Raw genomic sequence first — 15592 nt, forward strand, 5'->3', positions numbered from 1 at the left:
TTCTCTTCCGGCGCACCGTCAATCTGGTCATACGCTTTGAAGTCACCGAAATACTTGGTGATTGCCGCCGTCAGCGTCGTCTTGCCGTGGTCAACGTGCCCAATCGTGCCGATGTTGACGTGCGGTTTTGTACGCTCAAACTTTTCCTTTGCCATTCCTCAGGCGCCCTTTTGCGATTTGGGGGACCCTTGGTCCCGTGGTTACATCTGCGCGCGCGAGATATTTGGTTCAATGGGGAAAATCAAGCACATCCTGAGGGAAAAGCGGCCCCTTATGCCGGATTTTGCGTAACATCCCCGGATTCGAGCGGCCGGATCAGATCGGGCCGCCGATCAAACCAGCCATTATCCTTGTGTTCCTCGGCCAGCCACTCCTCAACCCGGTCGGCGACTTTCAGGGCAAGCCCGCTCATCTGCTCTTCTTTGGTCCGCTCGTGTCCCGAACCTTTCAGGGCACTTCCGCCGGTCGTGTCCTCAAGAACCTGAAACTGTTTGCCCTTGGCCAGAAACTCTTTCTTGTTCACGTCGTAGACGTTTACCAGAACAATCGCCGTGCTTTTGGGATTGTAGATTACCGGAATGCCCGGAGGCGCCAGCATATAGCCTTCCAGACTGATACCGATGTCATATTCCTGTGCACCGGAGTAGCGACCCAGGCGAATGTCGACCGCGTTCTGAATGGCTGCGGTCCATTCATCAGGCGTCGCATCCCGCGACACCGGGCCCTGCACCGCCTTTTCGGCAAAGGCATAGTTGACCCGCAGCTTGAATTCGCCCAGCGATTCTGGCTCTTCATAAACCTGCGTCTGGGTGCAAGCGGCCATCAGGGCCAATCCGGTGATCAGGGTCAGAATGCGCAACATGTTCTCGTCTCGATAGGCCTGTTTTTCTTTGATCTAGCGCACCGATACGGCCTGTGCCAAGTCGTATCGGCAGAAATCCACCCGCAAGCGCGCCCTGATCACGAGAATTTATAGTCGCGCGGGAAGCCATAGGGAGGTTTTTTACCAACGCTGGCACGTTTGGCCAGCCACTGGGACATATCGGCCTCGTGCCGGGTCTTGTCACCACCCATCGACCACTTCAGGCCCTCTTCCCAGTTGAAAGTGGTGATGTCGGACAACCCGCCATCCAGCTCCAGCGTGCCCTGGCGGCCGCGTGCCATGTTATATTTCTGAAGGCGCACGCCCTTGCCGCGTGTCATCTCGGGCAGGTCTTCAGTCGGGAACACAAGGAACTTGCCGTTCTGAGACACAACGGCCACGTGATCCCCATCCACTGGTTTACAGATCATCGCGGTTTCGTCGCCTTTGACGTTCAGCACCTGTTTGCCATTGCGGGTCTGGGCCAGCACATCATCCTCGGGCACCATAAATCCGTTGCCCGCATCCGATGCGACAAGCAGCTTTCGGCCTGGCTTGTGAATGAAAATGTCGATGATCTGCGCCTCATTCGGCAGGTCGACCATCAGGCGCAGCGGCTCGCCCATGCCCCGCCCGCCGGGCAGGTTGGCGGCGCTGACCGTGTAGAACCGCCCGTTTGAGGCAAACACCAGCAGGCGATCAGTCGTTTCGGCGTGGAAAATGAACCGTGGGCCGTCGCCATCCTTGAACTTCAGTTCACGCTTCAGGTCGATATGGCCGGTCATGGCGCGAATCCAACCCATCTGAGAGCAGACGACCGTAATCGGCTCGCGGTCGATCATCGCCTCAAGCGGCACTTCCTCGACCTGCCCCGCTTCGGCGAACCGCGTCCGGCGCGCGCCGCCTTCGTAGTCTTTGCCGAATGTCTTCTTGGTCTCTTTCAGTTGCTCGGCGATTTTGGCCCATTGCAGGCCCTCATCGGCCAGCAGGTCTTCAAGGTTGGCGCGCTCCAGCATCAATTCGTCACGTTCGCGAACCAGCTCCATCTCTTCCAGACGGCGCAGGCTGCGCAGGCGCATGTTGAGGATCGCGTCGACCTGAACCTCGGACAGTTCGCCCTCGCCCGGCTTGGGTGAGACATAGTCAGCTTCGCTGGTCGCGCGGACGTGGTCGATACCCCAATCCTCGCGCATCAGCGCGGCCTTGGGGTCGTCATCGTAGCGGATGATGTCGATCACGCGGTCGAGGTTGAGGAACGCGACGATAAAGCCCTCCAACACCTCCAAACGGTGATCAATCTTGCCCAGACGGTGGCGCGAGCGGCGGATCAGCACCTCTTGCCGGTGGTCGAGGAAGGCGCGCAGCACCTCCTTCATCGAGCAAACCTTGGGCGTCACCCCGTCGATCAGCACGTTCATGTTCAGACTGAACCGCACCTCAAGATCCGAGTTGCGGTAGAGCATCCCCATCAGCACCTCGGGGTCCACGTTCTTGGAGCGTGGTTCCAGGATCAGGCGAATGTCATCGGCAGATTCGTCGCGCACATCCGCGAGGATCGGGATTTTCTTGGTCTGGATCAGTTCGGCGATCTTTTCGATCAGTTTCGATTTCTGAACCTGATAGGGGATCTCGGTAACAACGATCTGCCACTGACCTCGCCCCAGATCCTCGACCTCGAACTTGCAGCGCAGACGGAACGAACCGCGCCCGGTGCGATAGGCCTGTGCGATATTCTCTGGCGGCTCGACAATCACGCCGCCGGTCGGGAAGTCCGGGCCGGGAACATAGTTCAACAACGTGTCGTCGCGGGCGTCGGGTGTCCTAATCAGATGCAGACAGGCGTCGCAGAGTTCCGAGATGTTGTGCGGCGGGATGTTCGTGGCCATCCCCACCGCGATACCACTGGCCCCGTTGGCCAAAAGGTTCGGGAACTGCGCGGGGAGCACGACCGGCTCAGTCAGGGTGCCATCATAGTTGTCGCGGAAATCGACGGCGTCTTCGTTCAGCCCCTCAAGCAGCGCCTCGGCCACGATGGTCATCCGCGCCTCGGTATATCGCGAGGCCGCCGGGTTGTCGCCGTCGATATTGCCGAAATTCCCCTGCCCGTCGACCAGCGGGTAACGGACGTTGAAGTCCTGCGCCAGACGCGCCATCGCGTCGTAAATCGCGGCGTCCCCGTGCGGGTGATAGTTGCCCATCACATCGCCGGAAATCTTGGCCGACTTCCTGAATCCTCCGGTTGCGCTGAGTCGCAGCTCTCTCATCGCATAGAGGATTCGCCGGTGGACCGGTTTCAACCCATCCCGCGCGTCGGGCAAGGCCCGATGCATAATGGTGGACAGCGCATAGGTCAGATAGCGTTCGCCAATTGCGCGGCGCAGCGGTTCGGCTACCTCACCCCCGTTGCCGGGGGTCTCCATGTTGGGGTCGTCGATCGTGTCGTTCATATATGATGTGATACGACGCAAGCGCGGCGCGGTAAAGCAAGCAGCGCGCAATTTACTGGGGACAAGTCGCGCTTTTTGCAACACGGGGAGGCAAGCCCCGGATTTCCCCCATCTTTCGACTCAATCCCCAAGCTATGCTAAACTTTCATCAATTGAATGGTGCCTGTTTGTTGTTGCGATTACCCGGGGGATTGCGTCATGACGCGCCTTATACTTGTTACCTTTGCTCTGCTCGGATGGAGCTTCTACGTGATGAGCGGCGGCCCCGATTTCGAGCCGCGCGGCCTGCGCACGGAAAAACCTGTGCAAGTGGCGTCAGTTCCCAAACCTGCACCAAAGCAGATTGCCCCGGCCCCGGCGGAAGACCTTGTGAAAAAAGCCGCTATTAAGCCGGTCGAACCCGAGAAGCCAAAGCCGGAACCTGAACCGGCGCCTGTTCAGGTCGATACTCAGGCGCAGCTGACGCAGGTTGCTGTTGGGCTGAGTTCAGACCTGTCCCTGTTTGGCGATCAGGCCGCGACATTCTCTCTGGCGTCTCTGGATCAGGGTGCGGCAGCGCTGCGTCAGATCACACCTGAGGTGCCCGACGGGGTTTCGCAGACCGTTGCCCCCACCGAGCCCGCAAAAGACATCCGCGAAGTTACGGGCACCCGCGTCAACATGCGCGATGGGCCCGGCACGATCTATCCGGTCGTTGGCAAGGTTTCGATCGGACAGAAGGTCGAAGTGATTGGCGATTCGGGAACCGGCTGGCTGCGGCTGCGCGTGTTGCCCGGGCAACAGATCGGATGGATTTCCGCCTCACTGATCCGAAAAACAGAAAACTGACACAGCGATGTCATTGTCCTGACCGGGACCGCGCCATAGCTTTTGGCAAAAGAACATCTCGGGGATGACATGCAGAAATCCATTCTGATCACAGGCTGCTCTTCCGGTATTGGCCTGGATGCGGCTCATGGGATGCGCGCCCGCGGCTGGCGAGTCTTCGCGGCCTGCCGCCAACAGCGCGACTGCGACAGGCTGAGGGCACAGGGCTTTGACAGTCCGCGAATCGATTATGCAGATGCGGATAGTATCCGAACAGGCCTGGCACAGGTGCTTGAGTCGACCGGCGGCACGCTGGATGCACTGTTCAACAATGGTGCACATGGATTGCCCGGTGCGATAGAAGACGTGCCGACGGATGGGTTGCGCGTCATATTCGAATCCAATGTATTTGGCTGGCACGAACTGACCCGGCAGGTCATCCCGGTGATGCGGCGTCAGGGTCACGGTCGTATAGTACAATGCTCATCGGTGCTTGGACTGGTCGCGTTCCCCTGGCGCGGTGCGTATGTCGCGACGAAATACGCGATTGAGGGTCTGACCGACACCCTGCGGCTGGAGCTCAGGGATACCGATATTAAGGTCGTCCTGATCGAACCCGGGCCGATCACTTCGAAAATTCGGGAAAACTCGATCCCGGTGTTTGAACGGTTCATCGACTGGGAAAACTCGGCATTGCGGGAAAAATACGAAACTTCGCTGCTGACGCGACTCTACGAATCTTCTGGCCCCGACCGGTTTGAACTGCCCGCATCAGCCGTGACCGACAAACTCGCGATTGCCGTGAGCGCGAAAAGACCGCGCGCGCGCTATTACGTCACCACGCCCACCTACATCGCCGGGTATCTGCGCCGGGTTTTGTCCACAAAAACCATAGATCGCATTCTGTCATTGGGCTGAGACACAAAAACCCATTCGCTTTTGCCGCTGCGCCCGCTAGATGGAGGCGTGAAAACAAACGCGGACGAGGGCTCCATGGACCTGATCATGCTGGTCTTGCTTTTGGCCATGGCGGCAGTTGTCGTCGTTTTGGCTTTGGGCATTGCAAACTTTGGCAAAGGTGGGACCGAAGCGGCCCACAAAAGCAACAAGATGATGCGCCTGCGCATCCTGTTTCAGTTCATTGCCGTGGTGCTGATTGTGCTCTACGTCTATCTGCGCGGACAGGGAGGGCAATAAATGGTTGTTCTGAACAAAATCTACACGCGCACAGGCGACGATGGCAAAACCGCGCTTGGCAATGGCGAACGGGTCGCCAAATACTCGGGCCGTGTGGCCGGCTATGGCACGGTGGACGAACTGAACGCCTTTGTCGGCGTCGCCCGCGCGGAAGCCGATGGCGATGTCGAAGCAGCGCTGGCGCGCATCCAGAACGATCTGTTCGATCTGGGTGCTGATCTGTGCCGTCCCGATATGGAAAAGGATGCCGAGGCGGATTACCCGCCATTGCGGATCGCTCCGGCACAGATCGACCGGCTGGAAGCCGAGATCGACGCCATGAACGAACGGCTGGAGCCGCTGCGCAGTTTCATCCTGCCGGGCGGCACCCGGCTGGCGGCGCAATTGCATGTATGTCGCACGGTGTCGCGGCGGGCCGAGCGTCTGGTGGTCGAACTGTCCAATATGGAGCCCGTCAACGTAGTCGCCGTGAAATATTTGAACCGGCTGAGCGATTGGTTCTTCGTCGCCGCCCGCTGCGCCAACAACAACGGCCAGACTGACGTTTTGTGGGTTCCGGGCGCGAACCGCTGAAAGCGGCACGGTGTCCTGTAGACCCGGTGGCGACCGGAAGGGTGAGGCCTCGGCCCGACAATCACAGTAAAGCGTCTGTTCCGGTCCGCCACTCGTCCCGTCGCGCACCAACCCGTTCCCACTGCGACACTACCGTTACGTAAAAAAATCATGAAACGCGACGTCTCAAGCTTACGACGTGACGATTTTGCTCTGTTGTCGCGCGGATTGAGACGCTATCTACACCCCGAGAGCATTGGTGGAGTCGCGACGCGGCTTGCCGTTTTTGTAAGGAGCGTACGCAAAAATGAAGGTACTTGTGCCTGTCAAGCGCGTGATTGACTACAACGTGAAGGTTCGCGTGAAGGCGGACGGGAGCGGTGTTGATCTCGCCAATGTAAAGATGTCGATGAACCCGTTCGACGAGATTGCAGTGGAAGAGGCGATCCGCCTGAAAGAGGCTGGCAAAGCTGAGGAAGTCGTGGCCGTCTCGATCGGCGTGAAGCAGGCGCAGGAGACGCTGCGGACCGCTCTGGCCATGGGCGCGGACCGCGCCATTCTGGTCGTTGCTGCCGATGACGTGCATCAGGACATCGAACCGCTGGCCGTTGCCAAGATCCTTGCCAAAGTGGTCGAGGAAGAACAGCCGGGCATCGTTCTGGCGGGTAAGCAGGCGATCGACAACGACATGAACGCCACCGGCCAGATGCTGTCGGCCCTGCTGGGCTGGAGCCAGGGCACCTTCGCGTCCGAGCTGGACATTGAAGGCGACACCGCCAAGATCACCCGCGAGGTGGACGGCGGCCTGCAGACCATCAGCGTCAAGATGCCGACCATCGTGACCGTTGATCTGCGTCTGAACGAGCCGCGCTATGCGTCGCTGCCCAACATCATGAAGGCGAAGAAAAAGCCGCTGGACGAGAAAACCGCCGCCGATTACGGCGTCGACGTCACTCCGCGTCTGGAAATCGTCAAGACCGAAGAGCCGCCGGCACGCGCTGCGGGCATCATCGTGGGCTCGGTCGACGAGCTGGTCGAGAAACTCAAAGAAGCGGGGGCTGTGTAATGGCTGTTCTTCTTCTCGCTGAAGTCAACAATGGTGAGCTGTCGCTGGACGCCACCGCCAAGGCCGTCAATGCCGCGAAAGTTCTGGGCGATGTAACCGTTCTGGCCGCTGGCGGTTCCGCCGCTGCCGCTGGTGAAGCCGCTGCCAAGATCGACGGCGTTTCCAAGGTTCTGGTTGCCGAAGACGCTTCGCTGGGCCACCGCCTGGCGGAATCGACCGCAGCGCTGATCGTGGGTCTGGCCGACGGGTACGAACACATCGTTGCCCCTGCCACCACCGACGCCAAGAACGTTATGCCGCGCGTTGCAGCCCTGCTTGACGTGATGGTGATCTCGGATGCATCCGGCGTTGTGGACGGTTCGACCTTCGAACGCCCGATCTATGCAGGCAACGCGATCCAGACCGTGAAATCGAACGACGCCAAAAAGGTCGTCACCCTGCGGACCGCCAGCTTTGACGCGGCGGGCGAAGGTGGTTCGGCCCCGGTCGAGACCATCTCGGTCGGCGAAAATCCGGGCCTGTCGTCCTGGGTCGAGGACAAGGTTGCGGCCAGCGACCGCCCCGAGCTGACCTCGGCTGGCGTTGTTGTTTCAGGTGGCCGCGGTGTTGGCTCCGAAGAAGACTTCAAACTGATCGAAGCCCTGGCTGACAAGCTGGGTGCCGCTGTTGGCGCATCGCGCGCGGCGGTCGACTCGGGTTACGCTCCGAACGACTGGCAGGTGGGTCAGACCGGTAAGGTCGTGGCTCCAGACCTGTACGTTGCCGTAGGCATCTCGGGCGCGATCCAGCACCTGGCTGGCATGAAGGACTCGAAGGTCATCGTCGCAATCAACAAGGATGAAGAAGCGCCGATCTTCCAGGTCGCCGACTTCGGACTGGTTGCCGACCTGTTCCAGGCCGTTCCGGAACTGACCGAAAAGCTTGGCTGATCAAGAACACAGTTTTTTCGACGAGAAATCTTCAAGGCCCGCCGCAAGGCGAGCCTTTTTCAGTTCAGATCTTGTATAACCGGCACCAGAGCATCCGCGATGGCCCTGTGTGCGGCCGGGCCGATCATGTGCTCTGCCATGGGCTGCTGCAATGTTCCGAACAGCACGTCCTCAAGTTCGTCCGAAGCGCCGGCAACGCTGACCGACAACTCGACAATGCCCGCGCAATGCGATCGGAATTGCTCGACCATTGGCCTGTCGACCAGCAATTGCCCGCCAACATCGCATGGCGATTGCCTGTGCACGCGCAGCCACAGCAAGATCACTGGCGGTCCAACACGCTCGAGAAAGGACTGCAGGTTTTTGCACCACTGATCCTGCAAACCCTGGGCTAACAACGCAAACCGGGCGGCCCCAAGATCCAATAGCCGCGTCAAAAGATGCTTCACAAAGTGAAACTCTGTGAAATCAACTTCGGGATAAAGGTCTACGAGTTTACGCGTCGGCTCAATAAAGCGGTCATTTCGGCGGGGATGCACCCGGTAAAATGGGTTCGACTGACCGGCAAGTCCGGGGATCTGCAACACGCACAGCCCGGAACCATTCACCAGGTTCAGTATCCCTTGATCGCGCACCAACGCCTCGGCCCCGGCAAACAGGCTGCCCAGATTGACACAACACTTTCCCACACGCCCTTCCAGCACTGAAGGGAACGGCTGATCCACGAACCGCCCGAATGTTTCGTCGCCGCCAACACAAACCACTGAGGACTTGTCCGGTCGCTTCTCAGGCCCGCGAAACCAGAGCCTGGATTGTTCATATTGGCAAACGGCAACATCGACCCGGCCCGAGCCGACCTGAAGATAGCTCATAACACCCACCTGTTTTTCACCCGGGTGCCATCTTGCGGCCGCAGGAATTGATAAAACCCTAATGTGCGCATTTGAAGCAAATTCAGCCTGATCCAACCCCTTGCCGCCCGCCCCGATCTGCCGATAGTGTCGGATCAACCTATGGGACAAAGGCACCTGAACATGGATGTAAAATCAGTCGGAGTGATCGGCGCGGGCCAGATGGGCAATGGCATCGCCCATGTTTTGGCGCTGGCGGAATATGACGTCCTTCTGACCGACGTCAGCCAGGAGGCGCTGGACAATGCTCTGGCGACGATCGAAGGGAATCTTGTCCGGCAGGTGTCCCGCGGAAAGATCACCGACGAGGCCATGCAGGCCGCCCTTTTGCGCATCGATACCACGCTTGAATTGCCTAAACTGGGTCAAACCGATCTTGTGATCGAGGCCGCGACCGAACGCGAAACGATCAAGCAGGCCATTTTCGAGGACCTTCAACCGCATCTGCAGCCCCATACGATCCTGACTTCGAACACCTCTTCCATTTCGATCACGCGTCTTGCCAGCCGGACCGACCGTCCGGAACGGTTCATGGGGTTTCACTTCATGAACCCTGTTCCAGTCATGCAGCTGGTCGAATTGATCCGCGGCATCGCAACGGATGAAGCGACTTACAAGGCCTGCAAAGCTGTTGTGGACCGGCTGGGCAAGACCGCAGCCAGCGCCGAAGATTTTCCGGCCTTCATCGTGAACCGGATCCTGATGCCGATGATCAACGAAGCGGTTTATACGTTGTATGAGGGTGTCGGTAGTGTTCAGTCCATCGACCAGTCAATGAAGCTGGGCGCCAATCATCCGATGGGGCCGTTGGAGCTGGCGGATTTCATCGGCCTGGATACCTGCCTGGCGATCATGAATGTGTTGCATGAGGGTCTGGCCGACACCAAGTACCGTCCGTGTCCACTGCTGACAAAGTACGTCGAGGCCGGCTGGCTGGGGCGCAAGACCGAGCGCGGGTTCTATGATTATCGTGGGGAAGTCCCAATACCAACGCGCTGACGCACAGGGGGCCAGCCCCCTCGCCCGGATTTTATCCGGGCTCACCCCCGGGATGTTTTCAGCCAGATGAAGACGCGGATCAGGCCCTGGTCCCACCGCCCAGAGCCAAGGTGTGCTTTCTAAGCCATGCCATGAACCCGCGCGGGTCTTTTTCGAGCAGTTGCATGTCGTCCTGCGATACCGGATCACCGATGACCGGAGACTGCGGTTTGTTGCAGGACCTTACGATCTCGTGCAGCAGTAGCCCCTGACGCAGGATCGGGGAAACACGGTTTGCGATCTGATACCAGCGCGAGTTGCAACCAGGAAAAAAGATCGGCACGACCTGAGCACCGGACCGGCGGATCATCTTCGCCGTAAAGACGTTCCATTCCCGTTCCTGTGCGGGGCCGAACCAACTGTCCGAAGACATCACCACGCCCGAAGGGAACAAGGCTACCACGCCGCCATTCTTGAGGTGTTCCATCGCCTTGCCGCGCATTTCCAGCATCTTGGCCTGGGCTTCAGGGTCGTGCGGAAACGGAACCGCGATCATGAACGATGTCGCAGCTTCATCCAGGCCGGTCAGAACCGAGCGGGTCAGGATGCGATAATCGCTGCGCACACGGCCGATCAGTTCGGCAAAAATCATGCCGTCAACCATGCCATGGGGGTGGTTGGCGACCACAACGACCGGGCCTTCCCTGGGAATGCGATCGATCTGTTCCTGCGGCGTGGTCAGTTTGATGCCCATCACCTCGAGCGCGCCGCCCCAGAAACGCTGGCCGCGATACAACTCGTTCTTTTTTTCGAATTTATTGACCATTCGCAAAATGGTCAGTTTTCCGGTGCACCATTCGATGACCCGAATGGCAGCCGAAGTCCAGGCATCGTCAAACGAGTTGGCGTAGGTCAGCGTTCTGCGATCATAGATTTCGCCTTGTTCACCGGCCCCATCTACCACCGGGTTCGTCTTGGTCTCGTGCGTTGTTTCCGCCAATTCCTGGTTTTCCCGTTCTTCCTGTCCTGGCAGGACCGGCTCAGAATCCCTCTCCGAACTTGTCGTTCACCAAAGTTTCCAAGGCTTCCGCCAACGCCTCAGCATCCGGTCCGGACGTCTCGACGTCAATAGTGGTTCCGCGCGATGCTGCCAACATCAAAAGGCCCATTATACTGTCACCGGATGCAGAAAGTCCGTCCCGCGAAACCTCGGCACTGGCATCAAATCCCTCGACCACCTCGACCAGCTTGGCTGAGGCACGGGCGTGTAGGCCCTTTTCGTTAATAATTTTCAAGCTTCGGGTGGTCATGGTCAATTAATCCGATTTTAGTCCAACGTGACATTCTGCGCATTGATATATTTTCGTCCAGCCTCAATCGCTTGCCGGACGGCATCGCCGACGGGCAAGTGGCGGCTTTTGGCCAGTTTGATCAACATGGGAAGGTTTGCGCCGTAAAGTATGCGACGATCCTGCGGGGCGCAGGCCCGCATGCTCAGATTCGACGGGCTGCCGCCAAACAGGTCAGTCACGACAACGACACCGTCGCCGGCGTCGACCTGATCCGCAGCACGGCATATTTCGGTTTGTTTGGCGTCGCGATCATGATCGGCCTCGATCGGGATCGCGACAAGACCCGGCTGTGTCCCGACCACGTGCTGCATCGCGGCCAGGTATTCTTCGGCCAGCCTGCCATGCGCTACAATTACGATCCCGATCAATCCGGCCTCACATTCAACGAGCGTCGTTCCATTTCGCGGTGTCTGATTGCCACCTGCTGGCCCTCTTCCGCAAGGGCTTTTGCGACCGCTTCGGCCATCGCGACCGAGCGATGTTGCCCACCTGTGCAGCCAAACGCAACCGAAAGATGCGCCTTGCCCTCGGCCCGGAAGGCCGGCAGCAAAAGCCTGAGCAGATCGACGACCTTGTCGAAGAACGGTCCGTAGTTCATATCCGACTGAACATAGCTTGCAACATCCGGGTTTCTACCATCGGCCGCGCGCAATTCAGGGCGCCAGTACGGATTGGCCAGAAACCGGCAGTCAAACACCATGTCCAGTCCCCTTGGCAGGCCGCGCTTGTACGAAAAGGATTCAATCGACACCGCCAGATGTCGGCCGCCCTGAGGTGCGAACCATCGCTCGACCTCATCGCGCAACTGATGGACATTCAGTGCTGTCGAGTCGATCAGCGTATCGGCAATTTCGCGGATCGGGGCCAGCAGCTCCTTTTCCTGGCGTACGCCGGATTCGGGGCTGGAATCCCTTGCCACCGGGTGCCGCCGGCGGGTTTCGGAAAAGCGTCGCAGCAGCACGTCATCGCTGCAATCCAGATAAAGGGTGGTCAGATCGACCTGTTCCATCCGGCTGAGTTTCGCCACCAGTTCAATGAATCCGATGGTTGAAAAATCGCGGTTGCGCGCGTCGATCCCAAGCGCCATGGGCCGGTCGCTTTCCGGGCCATCCAGAAGGCGTGTCAACAGCCCCATGGGCAGGTTGTCGATGGCTTCAAAGCCCAGATCTTCGAGAACATGGATTGCGGTCGAACGTCCGGCACCCGAAGGCCCGGTGACCAGAACGATACGCCGCTGTGCTGTCAGTTCCCGGGCCATTCCGGATCCATTCGTCCCATTTTCATAAATTGTACCAATGCTGCGGCCAAATTGGGGACTTCACCGCCCCAAAGCAAGGGAACAGGATGCCCCAGCAGAACCACCATCCGTGGCTCGGGCAGACGTGCGGGTTCGCTCTGGTCCAGATCCACAACGAGGCTGACAGGAACCGGACCCTTAGAGTCTGCGCGCAACAGGCCGATACCACGCGCCTCGATCACGCCCCGCAGCTCCGGAACGGCGTCGGCGATCACATGGCCATCCCGTACATGCAGATTGACCCGGTCGTCCGCAACAAGCCGTGCCCCGAGCGCCATCATCTGCAGCGCCAGTGACGACTTGCCCGCGCCAGAACGCCCCACGATCAGAAGGCCGTGCCCTTCGATGCTGACGCAAGCGGCATGGATACAAGCTGTGTTCTGTTGTTCGATGGCAGAAAGGGTCGGGCTGGACATATGCCTACAAAGGAAGCCCGACAACAAACCGGGCGCCCAAAGGATCCGAAGTTATGTCCGCTTCGGTCGGACGGATATTCTCCGCCCAGATCACACCGCCGTGGGCCTCGACAATCTGTTTTGAAATCGCAAGTCCCAAGCCCGAGTTGTTCCCAAAATGCTCGACCGGGCGCTGCGAGTAGAAGCGTTTGAACACTTTGGTCAGCGCCTGATCGGGTATGCCCGGACCGGTATCTTCCACCACCACCAGAACCCGGTTCTCGCGCTGTCGTACCCAGACCCGAATGGCATCGCTTTCCTCACAGAAGGAAATCGCATTGGTGATCAGATTGACGAAAACCTGTGCCAGTCGCGCCTCAAGCCCGTTGATCACAATCGGGTCGGGCGGCAGATCGGTGATGTAGTCGATCCCTTTCGACCGCGCGTCTTCGCCCAGATACTGCCCAAGATTGCCCAGCAGCTTGAGCAGATCAAAGGGCTGCTCCTCTTCCTTGACCAGTTCGGCATCCAGTCGGGATGCGTTGGAAATATCACTGACCAACCGGTCCAGGCGCCGCACGTCATGTTCGATCACGCCCAAAAGTTTCTCGCGCTGGTCGTCGCGTTTGACCATGCGAAGCGTCCCGACTGCCGATTGCAGGCTTGCAAGCGGGTTCTTGATTTCATGCGCCACGTCCGCCGCAAACTGCTCGTTCGCATCGATCCGGTTGTAAAGCGCGGTCACCATCCCTCGCAGCGCTCCGCTGAGCTGCCCGATTTCATCGGGGCGGGCGCTGAGGTCGGGAATTCGAATGCGGCCCGGATTGACACCAGCCCCCCTGTCCCTGCCCATCTCGGCAGCCGCCGCCAGATCCGCAAGCGGGTTGGCGATGGTTGATGCAAGAACAAGGCTCAGGCCGACAGACACCAGCAGGGCCACCACGAACATCTGCAGAATGCGCTCCTGCTCCTGCCGGGCAAGCGCATCAATCTCACCGGCCGGACCGGCCATGGCAACGGCACCGACCGGGCTTCCGTCAAACAGAATGGGCGCAGCCGCCACGATTGCGGTTTCCCCTGCATCATCCTGAACCGCCTGCATTTGAACATTGCCCAGCAATGCCTGCGGGATGATTTCCTGTACGCGTTGTGCAAGCGTCGGTGGATCGGTTTCCTGCGGTTTCGTGAATACTGTCGTCAGACCCATCCAGACGGCATTGAGACCGTCACTGATAACTGTACTGCCGGTTGGCGCATCGGCCCCTGACTCCAACCCGAGAGGCATTTGCGCCGGCAGCGAAGCGCCTCGGGTCCAGCCGATCAGGGTGCCCTGGGCATCATAAATGAAGACCTCGCCGCCATCGGGCAGTGTAAGTCCGGACAACGTGTCCCTGACATCCAGATCAGCAGCGTCCCGGGGGCCGTCGGAATCCGCCTGACGCAGCTGGGTTTCGAACACGTTGCTGACCAGCTGGGCATCACCCACCAGATTGCGCGCCGTCTGCTGGACCCGCTCCTTGCGTGAATCGTCCAGATACAGCAACCCGGTCACAAGAATGACCAGGGCGATCAGGTTGAACGTGATGATCTTGCGCGCCAGAGGAGAGCCGCGCAGAGAAAACAGATTGCGTCGCGACCGCGTTGCCCTGAGTTCATGGGACTCGGGATCATGCGGGATGACCCAGTCATCCCCCAAAACGACATCTCCGTCGCGCAGCGCATTGGCTTGTTCGGTATCGCGCACGAGACCCGGCTACCCCTTATCAGAAGGCTGTTCTTATTCTTCGTTGTATCTGTACCCGATGCCGTACAGGGTTTCGATGGCCGAAAACTCAGGATCTGCCGCGCGCATTTTCTTGCGCAGCCGCTTGATGTGGCTGTCGATGGTGCGGTCGTCGACATAAACCTGATCGTCATAGGCCACATCCATCAACTGATCGCGGCTTTTGACGAACCCCGGTCTCTGCGCCAGCGCCTGCAACAACAGGAACTCGGTCACTGTCAGCGAAACATCGGTGCCCTTCCAGCTTACGGCGTGGCGCAGCGGATCCATCCGAAGCTCGCCACGCTCCATGACCTTGGCGTCGCCAGAGGCGGCAGCGGACACATCGCCCTCGGTCGCTTCCTGCCGGCGCAGCAACGCGCGGATACGTTCGACCAGAAGACGCTGTGAAAAAGGCTTTTTGACATAGTCATCCGCCCCCATGCGAAGGCCCAGAACCTCGTCGATCTCGTCATCCTTGGATGTCAGGAAGATCACCGGCATCTGAGTTTTCTGGCGCAGCCTTTGCAACAGGTCCATGCCGTCCATGCGGGGCATCTTGATGTCCAGCACCGCCATGTCCGGCAATTTCTTGTTGAATGCATCCAGGGCAGCTTGCCCGTCATTATATGTTTCGACCTCAAAACCCTCGGCTTCGAGCGTCATGGATACCGACGTCAGAATGTTCCTGTCGTCATCCACCAGTGCAATCTTTGACATCGGGTTCATCCCTATTCCTGCTCACTCTTGCAATAATTGGCTTATTTGTAAGGCATTGTTGGCGTTTTTAGGACGCCGAATCAATCCGTAACTGCGAATCGTGCCTTTCTTGGGGCAAGCTTGCGGCAAATTTGCCTTGCTGCCCGCAAATTGCCGCCCAGATTTTTGGCGGAAAATTCTTGGTGGCGCTAAACTTGTACTTGGTTGCGCTAACTGCGCCAAACCGTCCTGTTCATGCCCTAAATGACCGTGATAAGACCCGCCCATCCGCCGGTTTTTCCCGGCATACTGCCCCAAGAGCGCATAAGGCCAAACAG

Annotated in this window: 19 protein-coding genes; 7 read left to right on the plus strand and 12 right to left on the minus strand. The window is 59.0% G+C overall.

Annotated features, from left to right (window positions below; translation table 11 throughout):
- The 3 genes from AC2FIR_RS18625 to AC2FIR_RS18635 all read right to left on the minus strand — a co-directional run.
- The coding region (locus AC2FIR_RS18625) for a GTP-binding protein (RefSeq protein ID WP_496747254.1) at positions 1 to 155 on the minus strand (155 nt) is incomplete at its 3' end.
- A 116-nt stretch (positions 156 to 271) separates the two neighbouring features.
- The gene (locus AC2FIR_RS18630; protein ID WP_170681495.1) at positions 272 to 862 is read right to left on the minus strand and encodes a hypothetical protein; all 591 of its coding nucleotides are present in this window, start codon (positions 860 to 862) and stop codon (positions 272 to 274) included.
- A 98-nt stretch (positions 863 to 960) separates the two neighbouring features.
- Complete coding sequence (locus AC2FIR_RS18635; RefSeq protein WP_496747169.1) at positions 961 to 3309, minus strand: DNA topoisomerase IV subunit A; 2349 nt, start codon at positions 3307 to 3309, stop codon at positions 961 to 963.
- Between the two features lie 198 nt (positions 3310 to 3507).
- Here AC2FIR_RS18635 and AC2FIR_RS18640 point away from each other — a divergent pair, with 198 nt between their 5' ends.
- The 6 genes from AC2FIR_RS18640 to AC2FIR_RS18665 all read left to right on the plus strand — a co-directional run bounded on the left by AC2FIR_RS18640 (position 3508) and on the right by AC2FIR_RS18665 (position 7860).
- Complete coding sequence (locus AC2FIR_RS18640; RefSeq protein ID WP_480714111.1) at positions 3508 to 4137, plus strand: SH3 domain-containing protein; 630 nt, start codon at positions 3508 to 3510, stop codon at positions 4135 to 4137.
- 69 nt (positions 4138 to 4206) lie between these two features.
- Positions 4207 to 5034 (plus strand): SDR family NAD(P)-dependent oxidoreductase, encoded by an 828-nt coding sequence (locus tag AC2FIR_RS18645; RefSeq protein ID WP_170611867.1) that lies wholly within the window; start codon positions 4207 to 4209, stop codon positions 5032 to 5034.
- A gap of 75 nt (positions 5035 to 5109) precedes the next feature.
- Positions 5110 to 5313, plus strand: a complete 204-nt coding sequence (locus AC2FIR_RS18650; RefSeq protein WP_170611869.1) for a twin transmembrane helix small protein — start codon at positions 5110 to 5112, stop codon at positions 5311 to 5313.
- Positions 5314 to 5886, plus strand: coding sequence for a cob(I)yrinic acid a,c-diamide adenosyltransferase (locus AC2FIR_RS18655; protein ID WP_480911773.1), 573 nt, complete (start codon positions 5314 to 5316; stop codon positions 5884 to 5886).
- Positions 5887 to 6172: 286 nt separating this feature from the next.
- Positions 6173 to 6931: an electron transfer flavoprotein subunit beta/FixA family protein gene (locus tag AC2FIR_RS18660; RefSeq protein ID WP_170611874.1), complete on the plus strand. Its 759-nt coding sequence runs from the start codon at positions 6173 to 6175 to the stop codon at positions 6929 to 6931.
- Complete coding sequence (locus AC2FIR_RS18665; protein ID WP_170611876.1) at positions 6931 to 7860, plus strand: electron transfer flavoprotein subunit alpha/FixB family protein; 930 nt, start codon at positions 6931 to 6933, stop codon at positions 7858 to 7860. Before AC2FIR_RS18660 ends, AC2FIR_RS18665 begins: the two co-directional genes overlap by 1 nt.
- A gap of 59 nt (positions 7861 to 7919) precedes the next feature.
- Here the strand turns inward: AC2FIR_RS18665 and AC2FIR_RS18670 are convergent, their stop codons facing one another.
- Entirely contained in the window at positions 7920 to 8732 is an 813-nt protein-coding gene (locus AC2FIR_RS18670; protein ID WP_496747171.1) for a DUF6473 family protein, read from the minus strand.
- A 162-nt stretch (positions 8733 to 8894) separates the two neighbouring features.
- On the opposite strand from AC2FIR_RS18670, the gene AC2FIR_RS18675 reads away from it, so the two are divergent.
- Positions 8895 to 9770: a 3-hydroxybutyryl-CoA dehydrogenase gene (locus tag AC2FIR_RS18675; protein WP_496747173.1), complete on the plus strand. Its 876-nt coding sequence runs from the start codon at positions 8895 to 8897 to the stop codon at positions 9768 to 9770.
- A 79-nt stretch (positions 9771 to 9849) separates the two neighbouring features.
- Here AC2FIR_RS18675 and AC2FIR_RS18680 read toward each other — a convergent pair whose 3' ends face one another.
- Genes AC2FIR_RS18680 through AC2FIR_RS18715 form a run of 8 tightly spaced genes read right to left on the minus strand, consistent with a single transcriptional unit; the run spans position 9850 to position 15542 of the window.
- Positions 9850 to 10749, minus strand: a complete 900-nt coding sequence (locus tag AC2FIR_RS18680) for a lysophospholipid acyltransferase family protein (protein WP_480903616.1) — start codon at positions 10747 to 10749, stop codon at positions 9850 to 9852.
- Positions 10750 to 10789: 40 nt separating this feature from the next.
- Positions 10790 to 11059: an HPr family phosphocarrier protein gene (locus AC2FIR_RS18685; protein ID WP_170611881.1), complete on the minus strand. Its 270-nt coding sequence runs from the start codon at positions 11057 to 11059 to the stop codon at positions 10790 to 10792.
- Between the two features lie 17 nt (positions 11060 to 11076).
- Positions 11077 to 11469, minus strand: coding sequence for a PTS sugar transporter subunit IIA (locus tag AC2FIR_RS18690; protein ID WP_496747176.1), 393 nt, complete (start codon positions 11467 to 11469; stop codon positions 11077 to 11079).
- Complete coding sequence (rapZ, locus tag AC2FIR_RS18695) at positions 11466 to 12359, minus strand: RNase adapter RapZ (protein WP_496747178.1); 894 nt, start codon at positions 12357 to 12359, stop codon at positions 11466 to 11468. The genes AC2FIR_RS18690 and rapZ overlap by 4 nt, the downstream gene beginning before the upstream one ends.
- Positions 12344 to 12814 carry an HPr kinase/phosphorylase gene (locus AC2FIR_RS18700; protein ID WP_170611887.1) on the minus strand — a complete coding sequence of 157 codons (471 nt, stop codon included), beginning with the start codon at positions 12812 to 12814 and terminating at the stop codon, positions 12344 to 12346. Before AC2FIR_RS18700 ends, rapZ begins: the two co-directional genes overlap by 16 nt.
- Positions 12815 to 12818: 4 nt before the next feature.
- Positions 12819 to 14537, minus strand: a complete 1719-nt coding sequence (locus AC2FIR_RS18705) for an ATP-binding protein (RefSeq protein WP_170611889.1) — start codon at positions 14535 to 14537, stop codon at positions 12819 to 12821.
- A gap of 33 nt (positions 14538 to 14570) precedes the next feature.
- A complete protein-coding gene (locus AC2FIR_RS18710; RefSeq protein ID WP_170611892.1) occupies positions 14571 to 15275 on the minus strand; it encodes a response regulator in 705 nt (234 codons plus the stop codon).
- Positions 15276 to 15296: 21 nt separating this feature from the next.
- Positions 15297 to 15542: a hypothetical protein gene (locus AC2FIR_RS18715; RefSeq protein ID WP_170611894.1), complete on the minus strand. Its 246-nt coding sequence runs from the start codon at positions 15540 to 15542 to the stop codon at positions 15297 to 15299.
- Between the last annotated feature and the right edge of the window lie 50 nt (positions 15543 to 15592).

The sequence above is a fragment of the Ruegeria sp. CDSB136 genome (assembly GCF_059610965.1).